The organism is Streptomyces sp. NPDC037083 (assembly GCF_055606485.1).
Genome location: NZ_JBVJSQ010000009.1, coordinates 273,724 through 288,489 on the forward strand (window position 1 = coordinate 273,724; position 14,766 = coordinate 288,489).

A 14,766-nucleotide genomic window follows, 5' to 3' on the forward strand; every position below is an offset into this window, starting at 1 on the left:
CCCTCAGGGGCGTTCCCGGGCCCTCTTGAAGCGGGCCAGTCCGTCGGCGAGCTCGACGATCGGGTCCGGGTAGTCGAGCGCCGCGCGGTCCGGGCCCGGCAGCTTCCACGGCTCGTGCACCGCGGGCGCCGCCAGGTTCGCCAGCTCCGGCAACCAGCGCCGCACATACGCCCCGTCGGGGTCGTACCGCTTCGCCTGGGTGACCGGGTTGAGGACCCGGTTGGGCCGTGAGTCGGTGCCGGTGCCGGCCATCCACTGCCAGTTGAGCTGGTTGTTGGCCACGTCCCCGTCGACCAGCAGGTCCAGGAAGTGCCGGGCGCCGATGCGCCAGTCGACGTAAAGCGTCTTGGCGAGGAAGCTCGCGGTCAGCAGCCGGCCCCGGTTGTGCATCCACCCCTCGTGACGCAGCTGCCGCATCGCCGCGTCCACCACCGGGTAACCGGTACGCCCCTCCCGCCACGCCTGTACGTCCTCACCTGCCGTGCGCTCCGAGCGCCAGCGGTCGTGCTTGGTGCGGTAGTCGGCGGTCGCCGCGCCGGGCCGGGCGGCCAGCACCTGACGGTGGAAGTCGCGCCAGGCGAGCTGCCGTACGAACGCCTCGGCCCCCGGGCCGCCCACCCGGCGCGCCCGGTGCACGAGCTCCACCGGGGAGAGGGTGCCGAAGTGCAGATGGGGCGAGAGCCGGGACGTCGCGTCGCCGGCCAGGTCGTCGTGCCCGTCCTCGTAGGCGCCGATGCCCGAACGCAGCCAGGAGGCGAACCGGGCACGGCCCTCGTCCTCGCCGCCCGCGGCCAGACCCGGCGACAGTCCCGCCAGACCCTTGCGGTCCGGCAGCTCCTCCGAGCCGACGCCGTCCGGGACCCGCACGGTCCGGGGCGCGCCGAGCGGCTCGCGCAGCCGCGACTGCGACCAGTGCCGGAAGTACGGCGTGAACACGGCGAAGTGGTCCGAGGAAGCAGGGGCCAGCGTGCCCGGACCGACGGCGGTCGTCACCTCGTCGTGCACGTGCAGCCGCACGCCCTCCGCCTCCAGGGCGCGCCGGAGCCGTTGCTCGCGCCGCCGCGCGTGCGTACTCACGTCGGCGGCCAGGTGGATCTCGTCCGCGTCCGCCTCGACGGCCACCCGGCACACCTGCTCGACCAGGTCCCCCGACCGCACGACGAGCCGGCCGCCCCGCTCGCGCAGCCCCGCGTCGAGATCGCGCAGACAGTCGGAGAGGAACGCCAGCCGGTTCGGCACGGCGAAACCGGCGGCGTCCACGGCCCGGTCGCGCACGAACAACGGGACCACCTGCCGTGCCCCGTCGAGCGCGGCGCGCAGCGGCGGGTGGTCGTGCAGACGCAGGTCTGCGGTGAACAGGACGAGCGAGACGTTCATGGACGGGCTCCGGGGCAGAGGAGGCGGACTGTGAACCACTTCTGGGCAGCGGGGGCCGACGGATGCAGGAGAGCGGGACGCGTCCCGGCGCCGGCCGGTCATGGGGGCCGGCTCGCCTCCGGCGGCCGGCTACGGGGGCAGCGCGGGACGGCGGACCACGGCTGCCGGCGGGCTTGCGGGTCGCCGTTCCGACGCGGGCAGGATCACCGGTGTCTGCCGGTGGGCTCGTGCCCGCTCGCCCCGTCCCGGCCCGGGGCCCCCTCGGGCGGGTCGGGTCAGCGCGTCGGCTTCTGCGTCTCGAGCCGGCCCGTCGACGGGCCGGCGCGCGCCCGCGCGCCGAGCCGGTCGGCGCGGTCGGCGGACGCTTCCCGGGTCGGCGGGTCGGCGGGTCGGCGGGTTGGCGGGTCGGAGGGTGGTCGGAGGGCCGGCGTTCCGGCGTCGGCCGGATACCGGTCGGCTCCGGTCGCCGCGCCCGCGCGTCGGCCGCCAACGCGTCGGCTTCGGCGTGCCGAGCCCGTCCACCGGTCGGCCCGGCTACCGGTCGGCCCGTCCACCAGTCGGCCGGCGCCCGCGCGGCCCCGTGCCAACTGGGTTGCGGCGCTCGGGTGTTGGGGGCCATGGGTCGGCCGGGAGGTGCCGCTCTCGGGCCTGTCCGTGAACGTGTGGGCTTCCGCCTGTCGAGTCGGTTCCCGTCGACGGGCCGGCGCGCGCTCGCGTGCCCCGCGGGGGCGCCGCCCGGGCCTGTTCGTGAGCACGTCGGTCTTCGTGTCCGCGTCGGGGCGGTCAGTGGGCGGCCTCCCGTGTTCTCGCCGTCGCGTCGGCCACCGCCGCCTGGGCGATGTTGCGGGCCATGCCGCCGAAGACGAGCGCGTGGAAGGGCGCCACGCTCCACCAGTAGGCGTGGCCCAGCAGCCCGTGGGGATGGAACACCGCGCGCTGCCGGAAGCGGACACGGCCGTCGGCGCCGGACTCCGCCCGCATCTCCAGCCAGGCCAGTCCCGGCAGCCGCATCTCGGCCCGCAGCCGCAGCAGATGTCCCGGTTCGATCTCCTCGACCCGCCAGAAGTCCAGCGAGTCGCCCACGCGCAGCCGGGCGGCGTCCCGGCGGCCGCGGCGCAGCCCCACACCGCCGGCCAGCCGGTCGAGCCGACCGCGGACGGCCCAGGCGAGCGGGAACGAGTACCAGCCGTTGTCGCCGCCGATGCCCTCGATCACCCGCCACAGGGACTCGCGCGGGGCGTCGACGACCAGTTCGCGATCGTCGGTGTAGAGGCTGCCGCCGGCCCACCCGGGGTCGGTGGGCAGCGGGTCGCTGGGCGCGCCCGGGACGGAGGCGGAGGACCACCGGGTGGCGACCTGGGCCTCGCGCACCTTGCGCAGGGCCAGCCGGACCGCCTCGTCGAACCCGAGCGGATGGCCGGGCGGGTCCGGAACGTACCGGGCGATGTCGTGCTCGTGGCAGACGACCTCGTGCCGCAGGGACTCGGTCAGGGGCCGCGCGATCGAGGCAGGCACGGGTGTGACCAGTCCGACCCAGTGGCTGGACAGCCGGGGGGTGAGGACCGGCACGGAGAGGATGAGCCGCTTCGGCAGTTCGGCGACGGCGGCGTAGCGGACCATCATCTCGCGGTACGTCAGGACGTCCGGTCCGCCGATGTCGAAGGCCCGGTTGACGTCCTCCGGCATCCCGGCGGACCCCACGAGGGCGCGCAGCACGTCGCGGACGGCCACCGGCTGGATCCGGGTGTGCACCCAGCTGGGGGTGACCATCACCGGCAGCCGCTCGGTCAGATAGCGCAGCATCTCGAAGGAGGCGGATCCGGAGCCGATCACGACCGCGGCCCGGAGCACGGTGGTGGGGACGCCCGAGTCCAGCAGGATCCGCCCCACCTCAGCGCGCGAGCGCAGATGCGGCGACAGTTCCCGCTCGGGCACGCCGGCCGGGGTGAGGGCGCCGAGGTAGACGACGCGGCGCACTCCCGCAGCCCGGGCCCGCCCCCCGAAGATGCGCGCCGCCCGGCGGTCCGTGTCCTCGAAGTCCTCGCCGGTGCCCAGCGCGTGCACCAGGTAGTAGGCGACGTCGATGCCCCGCATGGCGGCCGCGACCGACTCGGCGTCCGTGACGTCCCCGCGCACCGTCTCGACGTCACCGGCCCACGGGTGGTCGCGCAGCCGGTCGGGGGAGCGGGCCAGACAGCGCACCCGGTGGCCTGCCGCGAGCAGTTCCGGGACGAGCCGGCCGCCGATGTATCCCGTGGCGCCGGTCACCAGACAGAGTGCTCCGGCGCCGTGGCCGTCTTCCGTCATCTGTTTTCGGTCCTCCGCTCGGACAGGTCGGACAGGTCGGACAGGTTCGACTGGTCCCCTCGCAGATCGCTTCCACGCGGAGGCGGTCCGCGGATGCGCCCCGGGCTTGTGCGCACGAACGAGTGATCGCGGAGGACGACTACGCTGGCCCCGTGGCCACAGCGAACGACCGTGAGGGGCGGGTGCCGGGACTGCGGTCCGAGGCGTCCGAGACCTCCGAGGCGCCGACCGACCTGCATGCCTTCGCCGTGCGGCTGCGGCGGATGAACGGCGAGATCAACCGGCTGGTGCACGGGTTCGCGGGCGACCAGGGACTGCACGCGACGGACGTCCAGGCGCTCGCCGCGATCCTGGACGCCGACGAGCCGATGACCCCCAAGCGGCTGCGCGAGCACCTCGGACTGACCTCCGGCGCCGTCACCGCGTGCGTGGACCGGCTGGAGCGCGCGGGGCACATCCGAAGGGTCCGGGAGAGCGCCGACCGCCGGGTGGTCCACCTGCACTACGCGGCCGACGCCCGGTCCGTGGCCCGTACCTACTTCCGGCCGCTGGCCGAGGCGACCCGGGCCGCGCGCGCCCGGTTCACCGAGGACGAGCTGTCGGTGGTGCTGCGCTTCCTCACGGCGATGGGCGAGGAACTGTCCGGGATCACTCCTCCCGGGCGCTGAACCCGCGCGCCGGGCAGGGACAAGGGCCGTACTCGCACCCGTACCTGGGCTGTACCCGGACCGCACCCCGGTCCTGAAAAGCCGCGGTCCGTCGCATCCGGGTACCGGCCGAGGGCGGAAGGACAGGCAACGTCTACGATCACTCGACGGCAACTTACTCAATCATTGAGATTGTTTGTTGTTGAGATACCTCTGTCGTCGAGCTGTCCTGCCGCCACCTGAGCCCCTTCGGAGCTGGAGAACGATGTCCACCACCCCCCGACGCGCCCGCTGGCTGATCCCGGTCCTCCTCGTCGCCGTCTGGCTCGGCGTCGGCGGCGTCCTCGGTCCCTACGCCGGCCGCCTGGGCGAGGTCGCCACCAATGACCAGGCCGCCTTCCTGCCGCGCAGCGCCGAGTCGACGGAGGTCATGGCCGCGCAACGCGCCTTCCGGCAGAACGAGACGCTCCCGGCGATCGTCGTCTGGACCGCGGGCCCCGAGGCCGCGGCCGGGGCCGGGATCGAGGCCCGCCGGGACGCCGCCGGCCGGGCGCTCGCCTCCCTCGCCGACGACCGGAGCGTGGCCGGCGACGTGTCGCCGGCCCTGCTCGCCGAGGACGGGCAGGCCATCGAGGGCGTGGTGCCCCTGCGCCCCGAGCTCGGGGACGACCTCTCCGCCGCCCTCGACCGGATCCGCGCCGCCGCCGAACGCGTCCCCGGCACGAGCGTCGTGCTGGCCGGACCGGCCGCCACCCAGGCGGACCTCTCCGACGCATTCGCCGGCATCGACGGACTGCTGCTCGCCGTCGCGCTGGCCACCGTCCTCGTCATCCTGCTGCTCGTGTACCGCAGCGTGCTGCTCCCGCTGGTGATCATCCTCGGCGCGGTCTTCGCCCTCGGACTGGCCTGCGCGGTCGTGTACGCGCTCGCCGACCACGACGTGGTCCGGGTCGACGGGCAGGTCCAGGGCATCCTCTCCATCCTCGTGATCGGCGCGGCCACCGACTACGCCCTGCTGCTCACCTCCCGCTACCGGGAGGAACTCGCCGCCCGCACCGACCGGTTCGCCGCCGTCACGGCCGCGCTGCGCAAGTCCTGGGGGGCCGTCGTGGCCAGCGCGGCGACCGTCGCCCTGGGGCTGCTCGCCCTGCTGCTCAGCGACCTCACCAACAACCGCGCGCTCGGGCCGGTCGGCGCCATCGGCATCGGCTGCGCCGTGCTCGGCACGCTGACCTTCCTGCCCGCCGTCCTGGTGCTCCTCGGCCGGGCCGCGTACTGGCCCGCCCGGACGACCGCGGACGGCGCGGGCCACGGCGTATGGCGGCGCGTCGCGGGCCTCGTCGACCGGGCGCCACGACGGGTGTGGGCGGTGACCCTCGCCATCCTGCTCGCCGGGGCCGCCTTCGCCCCCACGCTCGCCTCGAACGGCGTGCCGCTGGACGAGACCTTCGTGAACGACGCCCCCTCCGTCGCCGCGCAGGAGACCCTGGGCCGGCACTTCCCCGGCGGCTCCGGCAACCCCACCGTGGTCGTCGCGGACGCCGACCGACTGGACGAGGTCCTCGCCGCGGCACGGGACACCGAGGGCGTCGCCTCCGCGGCCGGCGCCGCCGCGTCCGGCGGGCCCGGCGACGAACCCCTGGTGGTCGACGGGCGGGTCCGGGTCGACGTCACCGTCGACTCGGCCGCGGACGGCGACGCGGCCCTGCGGACCGTGGAGCGCCTGCGCACCTCCCTGCACGCCGTCCCCGGCGCGGACGCCCTGGTCGGCGGCTACACGGCCCAGCGGTACGACACCCTGCCCACCGCCGAACGCGACCGCACCCTCATCGTCCCCGTCGTCCTCGCCATCATCTTCCTCATCCTGACGGTCCTGCTGCGCTCGCTGCTCATGCCCGCCCTGCTGGTGGCCACCGTGGCGCTGAACTTCCTCGCCACCCTCGGCGTCGCCGGTGTCGTGTTCCGGCACGTGTTCGGCTTCAGCGGCACCGATCCGTCCGTACCGCTGTACGGCTTCGTCTTCCTGGTCGCCCTGGGCGTCGACTACAACATCTTCCTCATGTCGCGGGTGCGCGAGGAGTCCCTGCGGCACGGGGTGCGCGAGGGTGTCCTGCGGGGGCTGGTCACCACCGGCGGCGTGATCACCTCGGCCGGCGTGGTGCTCGCCGCCACGTTCGCCGCGCTCGGGGTGATCCCGCTGGCCTTCCTCGCCCAGATCGCCTTCATCGTCGCCTTCGGCGTCCTGCTCGACACACTCGTCGTGCGCTCGCTGCTGGTGCCCGCGCTGGTGCGGGACATCGGCGCCCGCGCCTGGTGGCCGGGACGGCTCAGCCGCGATCACGGCGGGGCAGGTGACGACCCGTCGACCTGAAGGTGAACATGTTCGCCCCGATCCCGGGCAGCCGAAGCAGCAAGAAGATGTCGGTTTCGCATCGGGAGGTGTCGGTCGCCATGGGCGCGAAGGTGTTGGAGCGATTCCCCGCAGGATCCCCGCGAGGGTCGTGGCCGGCGGAGGAGTACGCGGCGCAACGGCGCGCCGAGGGCGAGCCCGCGACCGTGGTGATGGACCTGAAGTCGGATGCCTTCCTCGTGGTGGTCCCCCTGGGCGACGAGGACTGAGCCGGACGGGCGGGGCGGCGCGGGCATGGTGCGGGACCGGTCCTCGGCGGCCGGTCCCTTCCCTGCTCGGCCGGTCCGTTCCACGCTCGCACGGTCCTTTCCGCGCTCGGACGGCCCGTTCCACACTCGCACGGTCCCTGTCTGCGCTCGGACGGTCCGGTCTCCTATGGCGCCCCGTGCGTCGCGCTCAGGGTCCCTGCCGTCCGGACGAACACCTCGTGCAGGTCACGCGCGGCCCGGGGCACGGACTCCGCCCGCCGCCGTCGCAGCATCAGCAGTACCCGCGTCGTGTCGCCGCTGATCGGCCGGTGGGTCAGCGCCCCGCGCCGTTCCAGCGGATCCCCGATCACACTGAAGTCGGGCAGCACCGTCGCCCCCAGCCCCTCGGCCACCATCAGCTTGCCCATCTCCGCTCCGTCGGTGGAATACGCGAAGGACGGTCCGCGGCCGCCGAGGAGCCGATGGACGTAGCGGTGCATGACGTAACCCGACCGCATCCCGATCAGCGGTACGCCCAGCAGGTCGTCCACCGAGACCGACGACGCGGCCGCCAGCGGGCTGTCCGGGCGCACGCACACCACCGGCCGGCCGCGCAGCAGCTCGGTGGACTCGAACTCGGCGGGCATGTCGTCGCCCTCCAGATGGTTGACCAGGCCCAGGTCGAACCCGCCCTCCAGCAGGGCCCGGTGGATGTCGGTCTGCTGGGCGCCCACCACCTCCACCTGGGTGACGGGATGCGCGGCACGGAACTCCCGGACCGCCGGGATGAGGAGCGGCACGGTCGCCGCGTTCACCGTGCCGACGCGCACCATCCGGCTGATCCGGTGCTGCTCGCCGGCCGCCGAGCGCAGCCGGTCGACCGCGTCCAGCACCTCGATGATGTGGGGCAGGAGTTCGCGGCCCGACGCGCTCATGGTGGCGCCGGACCGCTTGCGCTCCAGGAGGTCCACCCCGAGTTCCCGCTCCAGGTTCCGCACGGTCTCGCTCAACGCGGGCTGGGAAAGGCGCAGTTCCTCGGCCGCCCGGCGCAGAGAACCGAGCCGGGTGACCGCAGCGATGTATTCGAGCTGTTCCGTTCGCACCACGGAAGAATGCGGGCCCGTTCGACGGCCGTTCAAGGGTTTCCCTGTCACACCTTCGTGAAATTCAATGGTCCGCGATACGAGACCGGTCGGGTTTGCCTTGACTGCCGTCGCCGACGGCTGCCACGATCGAGGGCATGAAGATGCGACTGGACCTCACGCGGCGACGCCATGTCGACCTCGCGCGCGTCTCCAGCGCCTCCTGTTGCGCCGCGGCCTGATCGCCCCCCTCGCGATCCGCCGCGCTTTTCCTTTTCCCACCTGAATTCCCCGCGCCCTCTCGCCCTTGGCGTCCGCATCCCTTTTCCAGGCCTGAGCGCCCCGTGAATTCGGCGTGCCCGAAAACATTTCCGCACCAGGAGTTCCGCATGCCTGCCGCGCCCGTGAAATTCGCCGTCGTCGAGCAGATCACCGACGTGCGCGCGTCGACCCCCCGGGCCGCCGAGGACCGGATCGCCCGGGCCGGCGAGGACCGGAGGGTCCTCGAGGGCGAACTGCCCCAGCCCACCTGGTACTTCTGACCGCTCCCACCGGGGCGCCCCCGCCATGCCGGGGCGCCCCGGGCTCCTTCGAAAAGAGGGCCCATGGCCACCGTCCTGTCCGTCTCCGGCAGCCCGTCCGCATCCTCCCGCACCGGGCGTCTGCTGCGTCACCTCGACCGGCGGCTCGCCGCCCAGGGGCACGAGGTGATCCCGCTCGACGTCCGTACGATCCCGGCCGAGGCCCTGCTGGGCGCGGACTTCCGCCACCCGGCCATCGTCGAGGCGACCGAGCTCTTCGCTCGCGCCGACGGCGTCGTCGTGGGGACCCCGGTCTACAAGGCGTCCTACTCCGGTGTCCTCAAGGCGCTCCTGGATCTGCTCCCGCAGTACGCGCTCACCGGCAAGACGGTCCTGCCCCTGGCCACCGGCGGTTCCACCGCCCACGTGCTGGCCATCGACTACGCCCTGCGTCCCGTGCTCACCTCCATGGGTGCCGCCCATGTCGTGCAGGGCTGGTTCACCCTCGACAAGGACATCACCGCGCACGAGGACGGCTCCGTCACCGTCGCCCCGACCGCCATCGAGGCCCTCGCCCAGGTCGTCGACCAGTTCTCGGCCGCGCTCGGGCGGACCCCGCACCTGGCCGCGGCGAGCTGAGCGCACGGTGTCCGCCCATGTCATCGCCGATGACGCCGAAGCCCTCGCCGTCGCCGCCTCGCTGGCCGCGGAGTTCCGCGCGGGAGCCTCCGCCAGGGACAGCGAACGACGCCTGCCCCACGCCGAGTTGGACCGGCTGTCCGCATCGGGGCTGCTTGCCGTCACCGTTCCGGCCGATCACGGTGGGGCGGACGTCGACGCCTTGACCCTCGCGGAGATCTTCCGCCTGCTCGGCGCGGCGGACGGCAGCCTCGCCCAGATCCCGCAGAGCCACTTCGTCTACGTGAACGTGATCCGCCGCCAGGGTACGGAGGATCAACGGAAGTTCTTCTTCGCCGAACTGCTCGCCGGCCGGCGCTTCGGCAACGCCCAGTCGGAGGCCGGCACCCGGCACGTCCAGGACATCCGCACCCGCCTGGAGTCGCGGCCCGACGGCTCGTACGTCCTGACCGGCGTCAAGCACTACTCCACCGGCGCCGTCTTCGCCGACTGGATCCCGGTGCTGGCCCGCGCCGAGGACGAGCAGCTGCACGTCGCGTACGTGCCGTCCGACGCGCCCGGACTCACCGTCATCGACGACTGGGACGGGCTGGGCCAGCGGACGACGGCCAGCGGCACCGTCCGCCTCGACGGGGTCCCGGTGCCGGGCGACCGCGTCCTGCCGCACCACCTCACCTTCGAGGGGCCGCAACTCCATGGCGCCGTGGCCCAGTTGCTGCACGCCGCCATCGACGCGGGGATCGCCTCGGGCGCGCTCGCCGAGGCGGCGGAGTTCGTGCGGACGAAGAGCCGGCCCTGGTTCGAGAGCGGGGTGGAGACGGCCGCCGAGGACCCCCTGCTGATCCAGCGCGTCGGTGAACTCTCCCTCCAGGTGCGGGCGTCGGAGGCACTGCTGCGGGAGGCGGCGCGGTCGGTCGACGCGGCGCGCGCCGCTCTCACCGACGACACGGCCGCCGAGGCGTCCCTCGCGGTCGCCGCCGCGAAGGTGCAGTCGGCGCGGACGGCCGTGGAGGTGTCGAGCGCCCTGTTCGAGGTGTCCGGCACCCGGTCCGCCGTCAACTCGCTCAACCTGCACCGGCACTGGCGCGACGCCCGCACGCACACCCTGCACGATCCGACCCGCTGGAAGATCCAGCACATCGGACGGTTCGTGCTGAACGGCACCCGACCGCCGCGTCACGGTCTCCTCTAGCGGCGGCCCCCCGGGGCCCCGGATCCGAAGCCGGACGGACCGCCCGCCGGACCTTCGGCCCGACAGACCTTCGGCCCGACAGACCTTCGGCCCGACAGACCTTCGGCCCGACAGCCCGGAACACCGACAGCCCGATATGCCGACATGCTGACCTTCCCGATCGGAGACCCTCCCGTGTCCCTGACCTTCCACTGGTTCCTGCCCACCAACGGCGACAGCCGCCATGTCGTCGGCGGCGGCCACGGCACCCCCGCCACCGCATCCGGACGGGACCGGCCGCCGACGGTCGCCTACCTGAGCCAGATCGCCCGGGCGGCCGAGGACCTGGGCTTCGTGGGCGCGCTCACCCCGACCGGGGCCTGGTGCGAGGACGCCTGGCTGACCACGGCGATGGTCAGCCGGCACACCGAGCGGCTGAAGTTCCTGGTCGCGTTCCGGCCCGGCTCCGTCTCGCCGACGCTCGCCGCGCAGATGGCGTCCACCTTCCAGCGGCAGTCCGGCGGGCGGCTCCTGCTGAACGTCGTCACGGGCGGCGAGAGCCACGAGCAGCGGGCCTACGGCGACTTCCTCGACAAGGACGACCGCTACCGCCGCACCGGGGAGTTCCTGGAGATCGTCCGGGGGCTCTGGGCGGGCGGGACCGTCGACTTCAAGGGCGAGCACCTCCAGGTCGAGGACGCGAAGCTGGCCCGGCTGCCGGACCCGGTGCCCGAGGTGTACTTCGGGGGGTCCTCGCCGATCGCCGGTGAGGTGGCCGCACGCCACGTCGACGTCTACCTCACCTGGGGCGAGCCGCCGGCCGAGGTCGCGCAGAAGATCGCCTGGATCAGGGAGCTCGCGGCGAAGCAGGGGAGGACGCTGCGGTTCGGCGTCCGGCTGCACGTCATCACCCGGGACACCTCGCAGGAGGCCTGGGCGGAGGCGAACCGGCTGCTCGCCGGATTCGACGCGGAGACCGTGAAGTCCGTGCAGGCCGGGCTGGCGCGCAGCGAGTCCGAGGGACAGCGGCGGATGCTGGCGCTGCACGGCGGCAGCCGGGACGGGCTGGAGATCCACCCCAACCTGTGGGCCGGGATCGGGCTGGTGCGGGGTGGCGCGGGCACCGCTTTGGTGGGCAGCCACGAGGAGGTCGCCGAGCGGATCAAGGAGTACGCGGCGCTGGGCATCGAGGAGTTCGTGCTGTCGGGGTATCCACACCTGGAAGAGGCGTACTGGTTCGGGGAGGGAGTGCTGCCGCGGCTGGCCTCCGAGGGGGTGTGGAAGCATCCGTTCCGCACAGAGACGGTCTCCACGTCGACGCAGGTGCCGTTCGCGAGCTGAAGGACGCGTTCCGTCCGCACGGCCGCCGGACTCGATGAATCTTCAACTGGCCGTCGTGCGACCGTTTTTCCCGTGTCGAATTCTCCCCGATCCGTCACTAGCATGGACCTGGGAACGGGACACCGGACCCCATGCCGTAAGGCAGGGTGACGCGCACTCCCCACTCGCCGCCACGTTCCATGTGGCACCGGTCCGGATGGGAAAACGGCACCCCCCGCGCCTGTGAGCGGCCCGGTCATCGGGGTGACGGACCGGCGCCGCGTCAAGGATCAGCCCGCCCGGGGCGCTCACGAAGGAGGGTCGGCCATGGGCACTTCCCTGGCGACCGAGGAAAGCGCCCCGGCCAGTGCCCCACCACTGGCTCCCGCATCGCGTGTCAGGCAACCGAGATCGCGATGGCGGGCTCTGGCGAGAGCGCGACTCGCCTGTCTCGAGGTGCAGCTGACCCGGGAGGCGACCAGGCGACCGTGCGGCGACTGTCGCAGGGCCTACCTCGACGGAGCGAAAGGCCATCTCGACAAGGCCCGTTGTGCGGCCGACGAGGTGTACGGGTGGCGGCGGCCGTGGTCCGGTTCGATCGCCCGTGAAGGCGTCTGGTCCAATCTGCGCAGCGCCGACGTGCTGCTGCTGCGACTGGTTCCCGACGCGGAGGCCGCCGGCCGCGCGAGCGAGGTCATGGCGCTGGTCAGGCGACATCTGGACAAGGACGACCCACGCCGCGTCAGACTCGGCCAACGGATTCGGCACATCGTCTCCGACGGGCCGACGCCGGACGACCGCGAACTGCTGGCCCGGGCGCTCGACAGCGCGTACAACAACCTGGACGCCGAACTGGCCCGGGTCCGAAGCTTGCGGAACATGCTCTGGACCGCGACCGTCCTCGTCCTCGTCGGCCTGATCGGCCTCGCTGTCTACGGCTGGCTCGACCCCCGCTCGCTCAGCCTGTGTTTCGCGCCCAAGGCCAGTGCCGGTGACGTGAACCAGATGCACGTCGTGTGCCCCAGCACGGAGTACCACGACAGAACGGCGAACACCGTTCCCAGCGACCTCGCCCGGCCGCAGGACATCCTCACGGTCGAGATCGCCGGGCTGGTCGGCGCGGCACTCACCGTCATCGCCTCGCTGCGCCGCATCAAGGGCACCAGCGCGCCCTACATGCTCCCGCTGGCGTCGGCGGCGCTGAAGCTCCCGACCGGTGCACTGTCGGCCTTCCTCGGGGTGCTGCTGATCAGGGGCGCTTTCGTCCCCGGGCTCAGCGACCTGGACAGCAGGGCGCAGGTTCTCGCCTGGGCCGCGGTCTTCGGCGCCGCCCAGCAGCTGGTGACCCGTCTGGTGGACGACCGGGCGCAGATGACGCTGTCGGAGGTGGGCGGACCGATCCGGACAGTGGTCGACCAGGAGAACGCCGCCGTGACGGAGGACGACGGGCCCGGCCACGCCGAGACCACCGGATCACCGGTCGCCGTGGAGCAAGCCGGCGCCGGATCCTCCGGTGTCCCGGGCGAAAACCCGGACCGCGGCCCCGCAGAGGAGCAACGGTGACGCGGCCCGGAGAGGAACCGACCGGTGAACCGGGTGGCGGGCGCACAGTGTCAGCCGGCCAGCGCGTCGAGGTGAGCCGCCCGTGACTCCTGGGTCTGGGCCTGGACCATGAGGAACAGGGCTTCCCTCGCCAGACGTTGGGCCCTGCTCGTCAACAGCATGGAGCGGCCGCCGCCCGTCACCACCGCCGCTGTGGTGGCCGCCTGCAGCACCTCGTAGGCCTGCGTCCTCAGCGTCAGGCGCTCCGGCACGTTCTCGTGGGGTGCGGCATCGTCGGCGAGGGCGTAGGCCCGCGCGCGGCAGGCGGTGAGACGAGGACGCAGCGGGGCCGCCGCGTCCTCGTCCAGCAGGGCCAGGGCCGCCTCCGCGACACCGAAGACCGCGGGGTTGGCATTCACCGTCCTGAGGCGATCCGCCGCCGCCCACCGCTCGTAGGGGGTCCGCAGTGCCACCGCCTCGTCCGGGAGCCACAGGTCCGCCAGCTCCAGGGAGACCGTGCGCGCGGCGGTGAGGGCGGCGAGGCGCATCGGGGCCGAGGCCCGCAGTCCCGGCTGATCCCGCGCCTCGGCGAAGGCGAACACCGCCTCGTCCCCGTCGGTGACGCCGGCCAGCAGCATGACGTCGTTCAGGCCCCACCCCGTGTACCAGGGCACCGTCCCGTCGAAGCGCCAGCCGCCCCGCTCCCGCGTGGCCCGCACCGGTGTGCGCGGGTGGGCCCGCAGGTGCGCGTACGCCACCCCGGACAGCAGCTCTCCGGTCGCCATCGGGCCCAGCAGGCGGTCACGGACCGGTCCTTCGCTCCTGGTCAGTGTCAGCACCGGCGTGTGGTGCTGCGTCTGCACGAACCAGGTCGAGCAGCACGCCCCTGCCAGGATCTCCGCCGTCTCGCGCACCACGGCGCCGGGCGCCGCGGCGCCGCCGTACTCCTTCGGCGCGTTCAGGCCGAGCAGGCCCGAGCGCCTGATCTCGTTCAGGTGACTCGCGGGAACCTCGCCCTGGTCGACCTGCTCGGCCCGCGGGGCGAGGAGGTCGTCGGCGAGACGGCGGGCGCGGGCGACGAGAGGGTGCGGTGCGGTCATGGGCTGGATTGTTTCCCGATTCGTCTCCCGACTCGCGGCGCGGTGTGTCGATTCGGGGGAGAGTCGTTCGTGTAGGAGGTGAGAGAACGGCACGAGAGAGTGGAGGACGTCATGAAGCACTACCTGCTCAGCGTGGTCCAGCCCGCCGGCGGGGAGCCGCCCGCGGCCGAGGAGCTGGCCGAGATCATGCGCCGCGTGAAGGAGTACAACGACGAGCTGCGCGCCGCCGGCGCCTGGGTCTTCGCCGGGGGGCTGAACGGACCGGAGACGGCCACGATGCTGCGGCCCAAGGACGGCGACGTGCTCGTCACCGACGGGCCGTACGCCGAGGGCAAGGAGTACCTCGGCGGTCTGTGCCTGATCAGGGCCGCCGACCTGGACGAGGCCCTGGAATGGGGACGCAAGGCGGCGTTGGCCACCACTTTGCCCATCGAGGTGCGTCCCTTCGCCGACGCCCACTGA

Annotated in this window: 14 protein-coding genes; 10 read left to right on the forward strand and 4 right to left on the reverse strand. The window is 73.2% G+C overall.

The genetic code is table 11. The features are described from left to right. Positions 1–3 precede the first annotated feature (3 nt). Complete coding sequence (locus ACZ7DE_RS24805; protein WP_470764709.1) at positions 4–1,377, reverse strand: cryptochrome/photolyase family protein; 1,374 nt, start codon at positions 1,375–1,377, stop codon at positions 4–6. 783 nt (positions 1,378–2,160) lie between these two features. Continuing rightward, the gene (locus tag ACZ7DE_RS24810) at positions 2,161–3,684 is read right to left on the reverse strand and encodes an SDR family oxidoreductase (protein WP_470764711.1); all 1,524 of its coding nucleotides are present in this window, start codon (positions 3,682–3,684) and stop codon (positions 2,161–2,163) included. A gap of 152 nt (positions 3,685–3,836) precedes the next feature. Between ACZ7DE_RS24810 and ACZ7DE_RS24815 the strand changes: the two genes are divergently transcribed. From ACZ7DE_RS24815 to ACZ7DE_RS24825, 3 genes are all read left to right on the forward strand, one after another. Continuing rightward, on the forward strand, positions 3,837–4,352 hold the full coding sequence (locus ACZ7DE_RS24815) for a MarR family winged helix-turn-helix transcriptional regulator (RefSeq protein WP_470764713.1): 516 nt from the start codon (positions 3,837–3,839) through the stop codon (positions 4,350–4,352). A gap of 244 nt (positions 4,353–4,596) precedes the next feature. Next, positions 4,597–6,702 carry an MMPL family transporter gene (locus ACZ7DE_RS24820; protein ID WP_470764715.1) on the forward strand — a complete coding sequence of 702 codons (2,106 nt, stop codon included), beginning with the start codon at positions 4,597–4,599 and terminating at the stop codon, positions 6,700–6,702. A 47-nt stretch (positions 6,703–6,749) separates the two neighbouring features. After that, complete coding sequence (locus ACZ7DE_RS24825) at positions 6,750–6,950, forward strand: hypothetical protein (protein WP_470764717.1); 201 nt, start codon at positions 6,750–6,752, stop codon at positions 6,948–6,950. Positions 6,951–7,114: 164 nt separating this feature from the next. Here ACZ7DE_RS24825 and ACZ7DE_RS24830 read toward each other — a convergent pair whose 3' ends face one another. Next, complete coding sequence (locus tag ACZ7DE_RS24830) at positions 7,115–8,032, reverse strand: LysR family transcriptional regulator (RefSeq protein ID WP_470764719.1); 918 nt, start codon at positions 8,030–8,032, stop codon at positions 7,115–7,117. 143 nt (positions 8,033–8,175) lie between these two features. Here ACZ7DE_RS24830 and ACZ7DE_RS24835 point away from each other — a divergent pair, with 143 nt between their 5' ends. The 6 genes from ACZ7DE_RS24835 to ACZ7DE_RS24860 all read left to right on the forward strand — a co-directional run bounded on the left by ACZ7DE_RS24835 (position 8,176) and on the right by ACZ7DE_RS24860 (position 13,225). Then, complete coding sequence (locus ACZ7DE_RS24835) at positions 8,176–8,253, forward strand: putative leader peptide (protein ID WP_350786652.1); 78 nt, start codon at positions 8,176–8,178, stop codon at positions 8,251–8,253. Positions 8,254–8,400: 147 nt separating this feature from the next. Then, a complete protein-coding gene (locus tag ACZ7DE_RS24840) occupies positions 8,401–8,553 on the forward strand; it encodes a hypothetical protein (RefSeq protein ID WP_470764721.1) in 153 nt (50 codons plus the stop codon). Between the two features lie 63 nt (positions 8,554–8,616). Then, entirely contained in the window at positions 8,617–9,171 is a 555-nt protein-coding gene (gene ssuE, locus ACZ7DE_RS24845) for an NADPH-dependent FMN reductase (RefSeq protein WP_470764723.1), read from the forward strand. A 7-nt stretch (positions 9,172–9,178) separates the two neighbouring features. Continuing rightward, on the forward strand, positions 9,179–10,363 hold the full coding sequence (locus ACZ7DE_RS24850; RefSeq protein ID WP_470764725.1) for an SfnB family sulfur acquisition oxidoreductase: 1,185 nt from the start codon (positions 9,179–9,181) through the stop codon (positions 10,361–10,363). Between the two features lie 174 nt (positions 10,364–10,537). Further along, positions 10,538–11,683, forward strand: a complete 1,146-nt coding sequence (locus ACZ7DE_RS24855; protein ID WP_470764727.1) for an LLM class flavin-dependent oxidoreductase — start codon at positions 10,538–10,540, stop codon at positions 11,681–11,683. Positions 11,684–12,118: 435 nt separating this feature from the next. Continuing rightward, on the forward strand, positions 12,119–13,225 hold the full coding sequence (locus ACZ7DE_RS24860) for a hypothetical protein (RefSeq protein WP_470764729.1): 1,107 nt from the start codon (positions 12,119–12,121) through the stop codon (positions 13,223–13,225). A 50-nt stretch (positions 13,226–13,275) separates the two neighbouring features. Here the strand turns inward: ACZ7DE_RS24860 and ACZ7DE_RS24865 are convergent, their stop codons facing one another. Next, entirely contained in the window at positions 13,276–14,304 is a 1,029-nt protein-coding gene (locus tag ACZ7DE_RS24865) for an acyl-CoA dehydrogenase family protein (protein ID WP_470764731.1), read from the reverse strand. A 111-nt stretch (positions 14,305–14,415) separates the two neighbouring features. Here ACZ7DE_RS24865 and ACZ7DE_RS24870 point away from each other — a divergent pair, with 111 nt between their 5' ends. Further along, positions 14,416–14,766: a YciI family protein gene (locus ACZ7DE_RS24870; protein WP_470764733.1), complete on the forward strand. Its 351-nt coding sequence runs from the start codon at positions 14,416–14,418 to the stop codon at positions 14,764–14,766.

Coding starts and splice junctions, on each gene's coding strand:
- ACZ7DE_RS24805 (WP_470764709.1), bottom strand. CDS start 1,377: ATGAACGTCTCGCTCGTCCTGTTCACCGCAGACCTGCGTCTGCACGAC.
- ACZ7DE_RS24810 (WP_470764711.1), bottom strand. CDS start 3,684: ATGACGGAAGACGGCCACGGCGCCGGAGCACTCTGTCTGGTGACCGGC.
- ACZ7DE_RS24820 (WP_470764715.1), top strand. CDS start 4,597: ATGTCCACCACCCCCCGACGCGCCCGCTGGCTGATCCCGGTCCTCCTC.
- ACZ7DE_RS24825 (WP_470764717.1), top strand. CDS start 6,750: ATGTCGGTTTCGCATCGGGAGGTGTCGGTCGCCATGGGCGCGAAGGTG.
- ACZ7DE_RS24835 (WP_350786652.1), top strand. CDS start 8,176: ATGCGACTGGACCTCACGCGGCGACGCCATGTCGACCTCGCGCGCGTC.
- ACZ7DE_RS24840 (WP_470764721.1), top strand. CDS start 8,401: ATGCCTGCCGCGCCCGTGAAATTCGCCGTCGTCGAGCAGATCACCGAC.
- ssuE (WP_470764723.1), top strand. CDS start 8,617: ATGGCCACCGTCCTGTCCGTCTCCGGCAGCCCGTCCGCATCCTCCCGC.
- ACZ7DE_RS24865 (WP_470764731.1), bottom strand. CDS start 14,304: ATGACCGCACCGCACCCTCTCGTCGCCCGCGCCCGCCGTCTCGCCGAC.
- ACZ7DE_RS24870 (WP_470764733.1), top strand. CDS start 14,416: ATGAAGCACTACCTGCTCAGCGTGGTCCAGCCCGCCGGCGGGGAGCCG.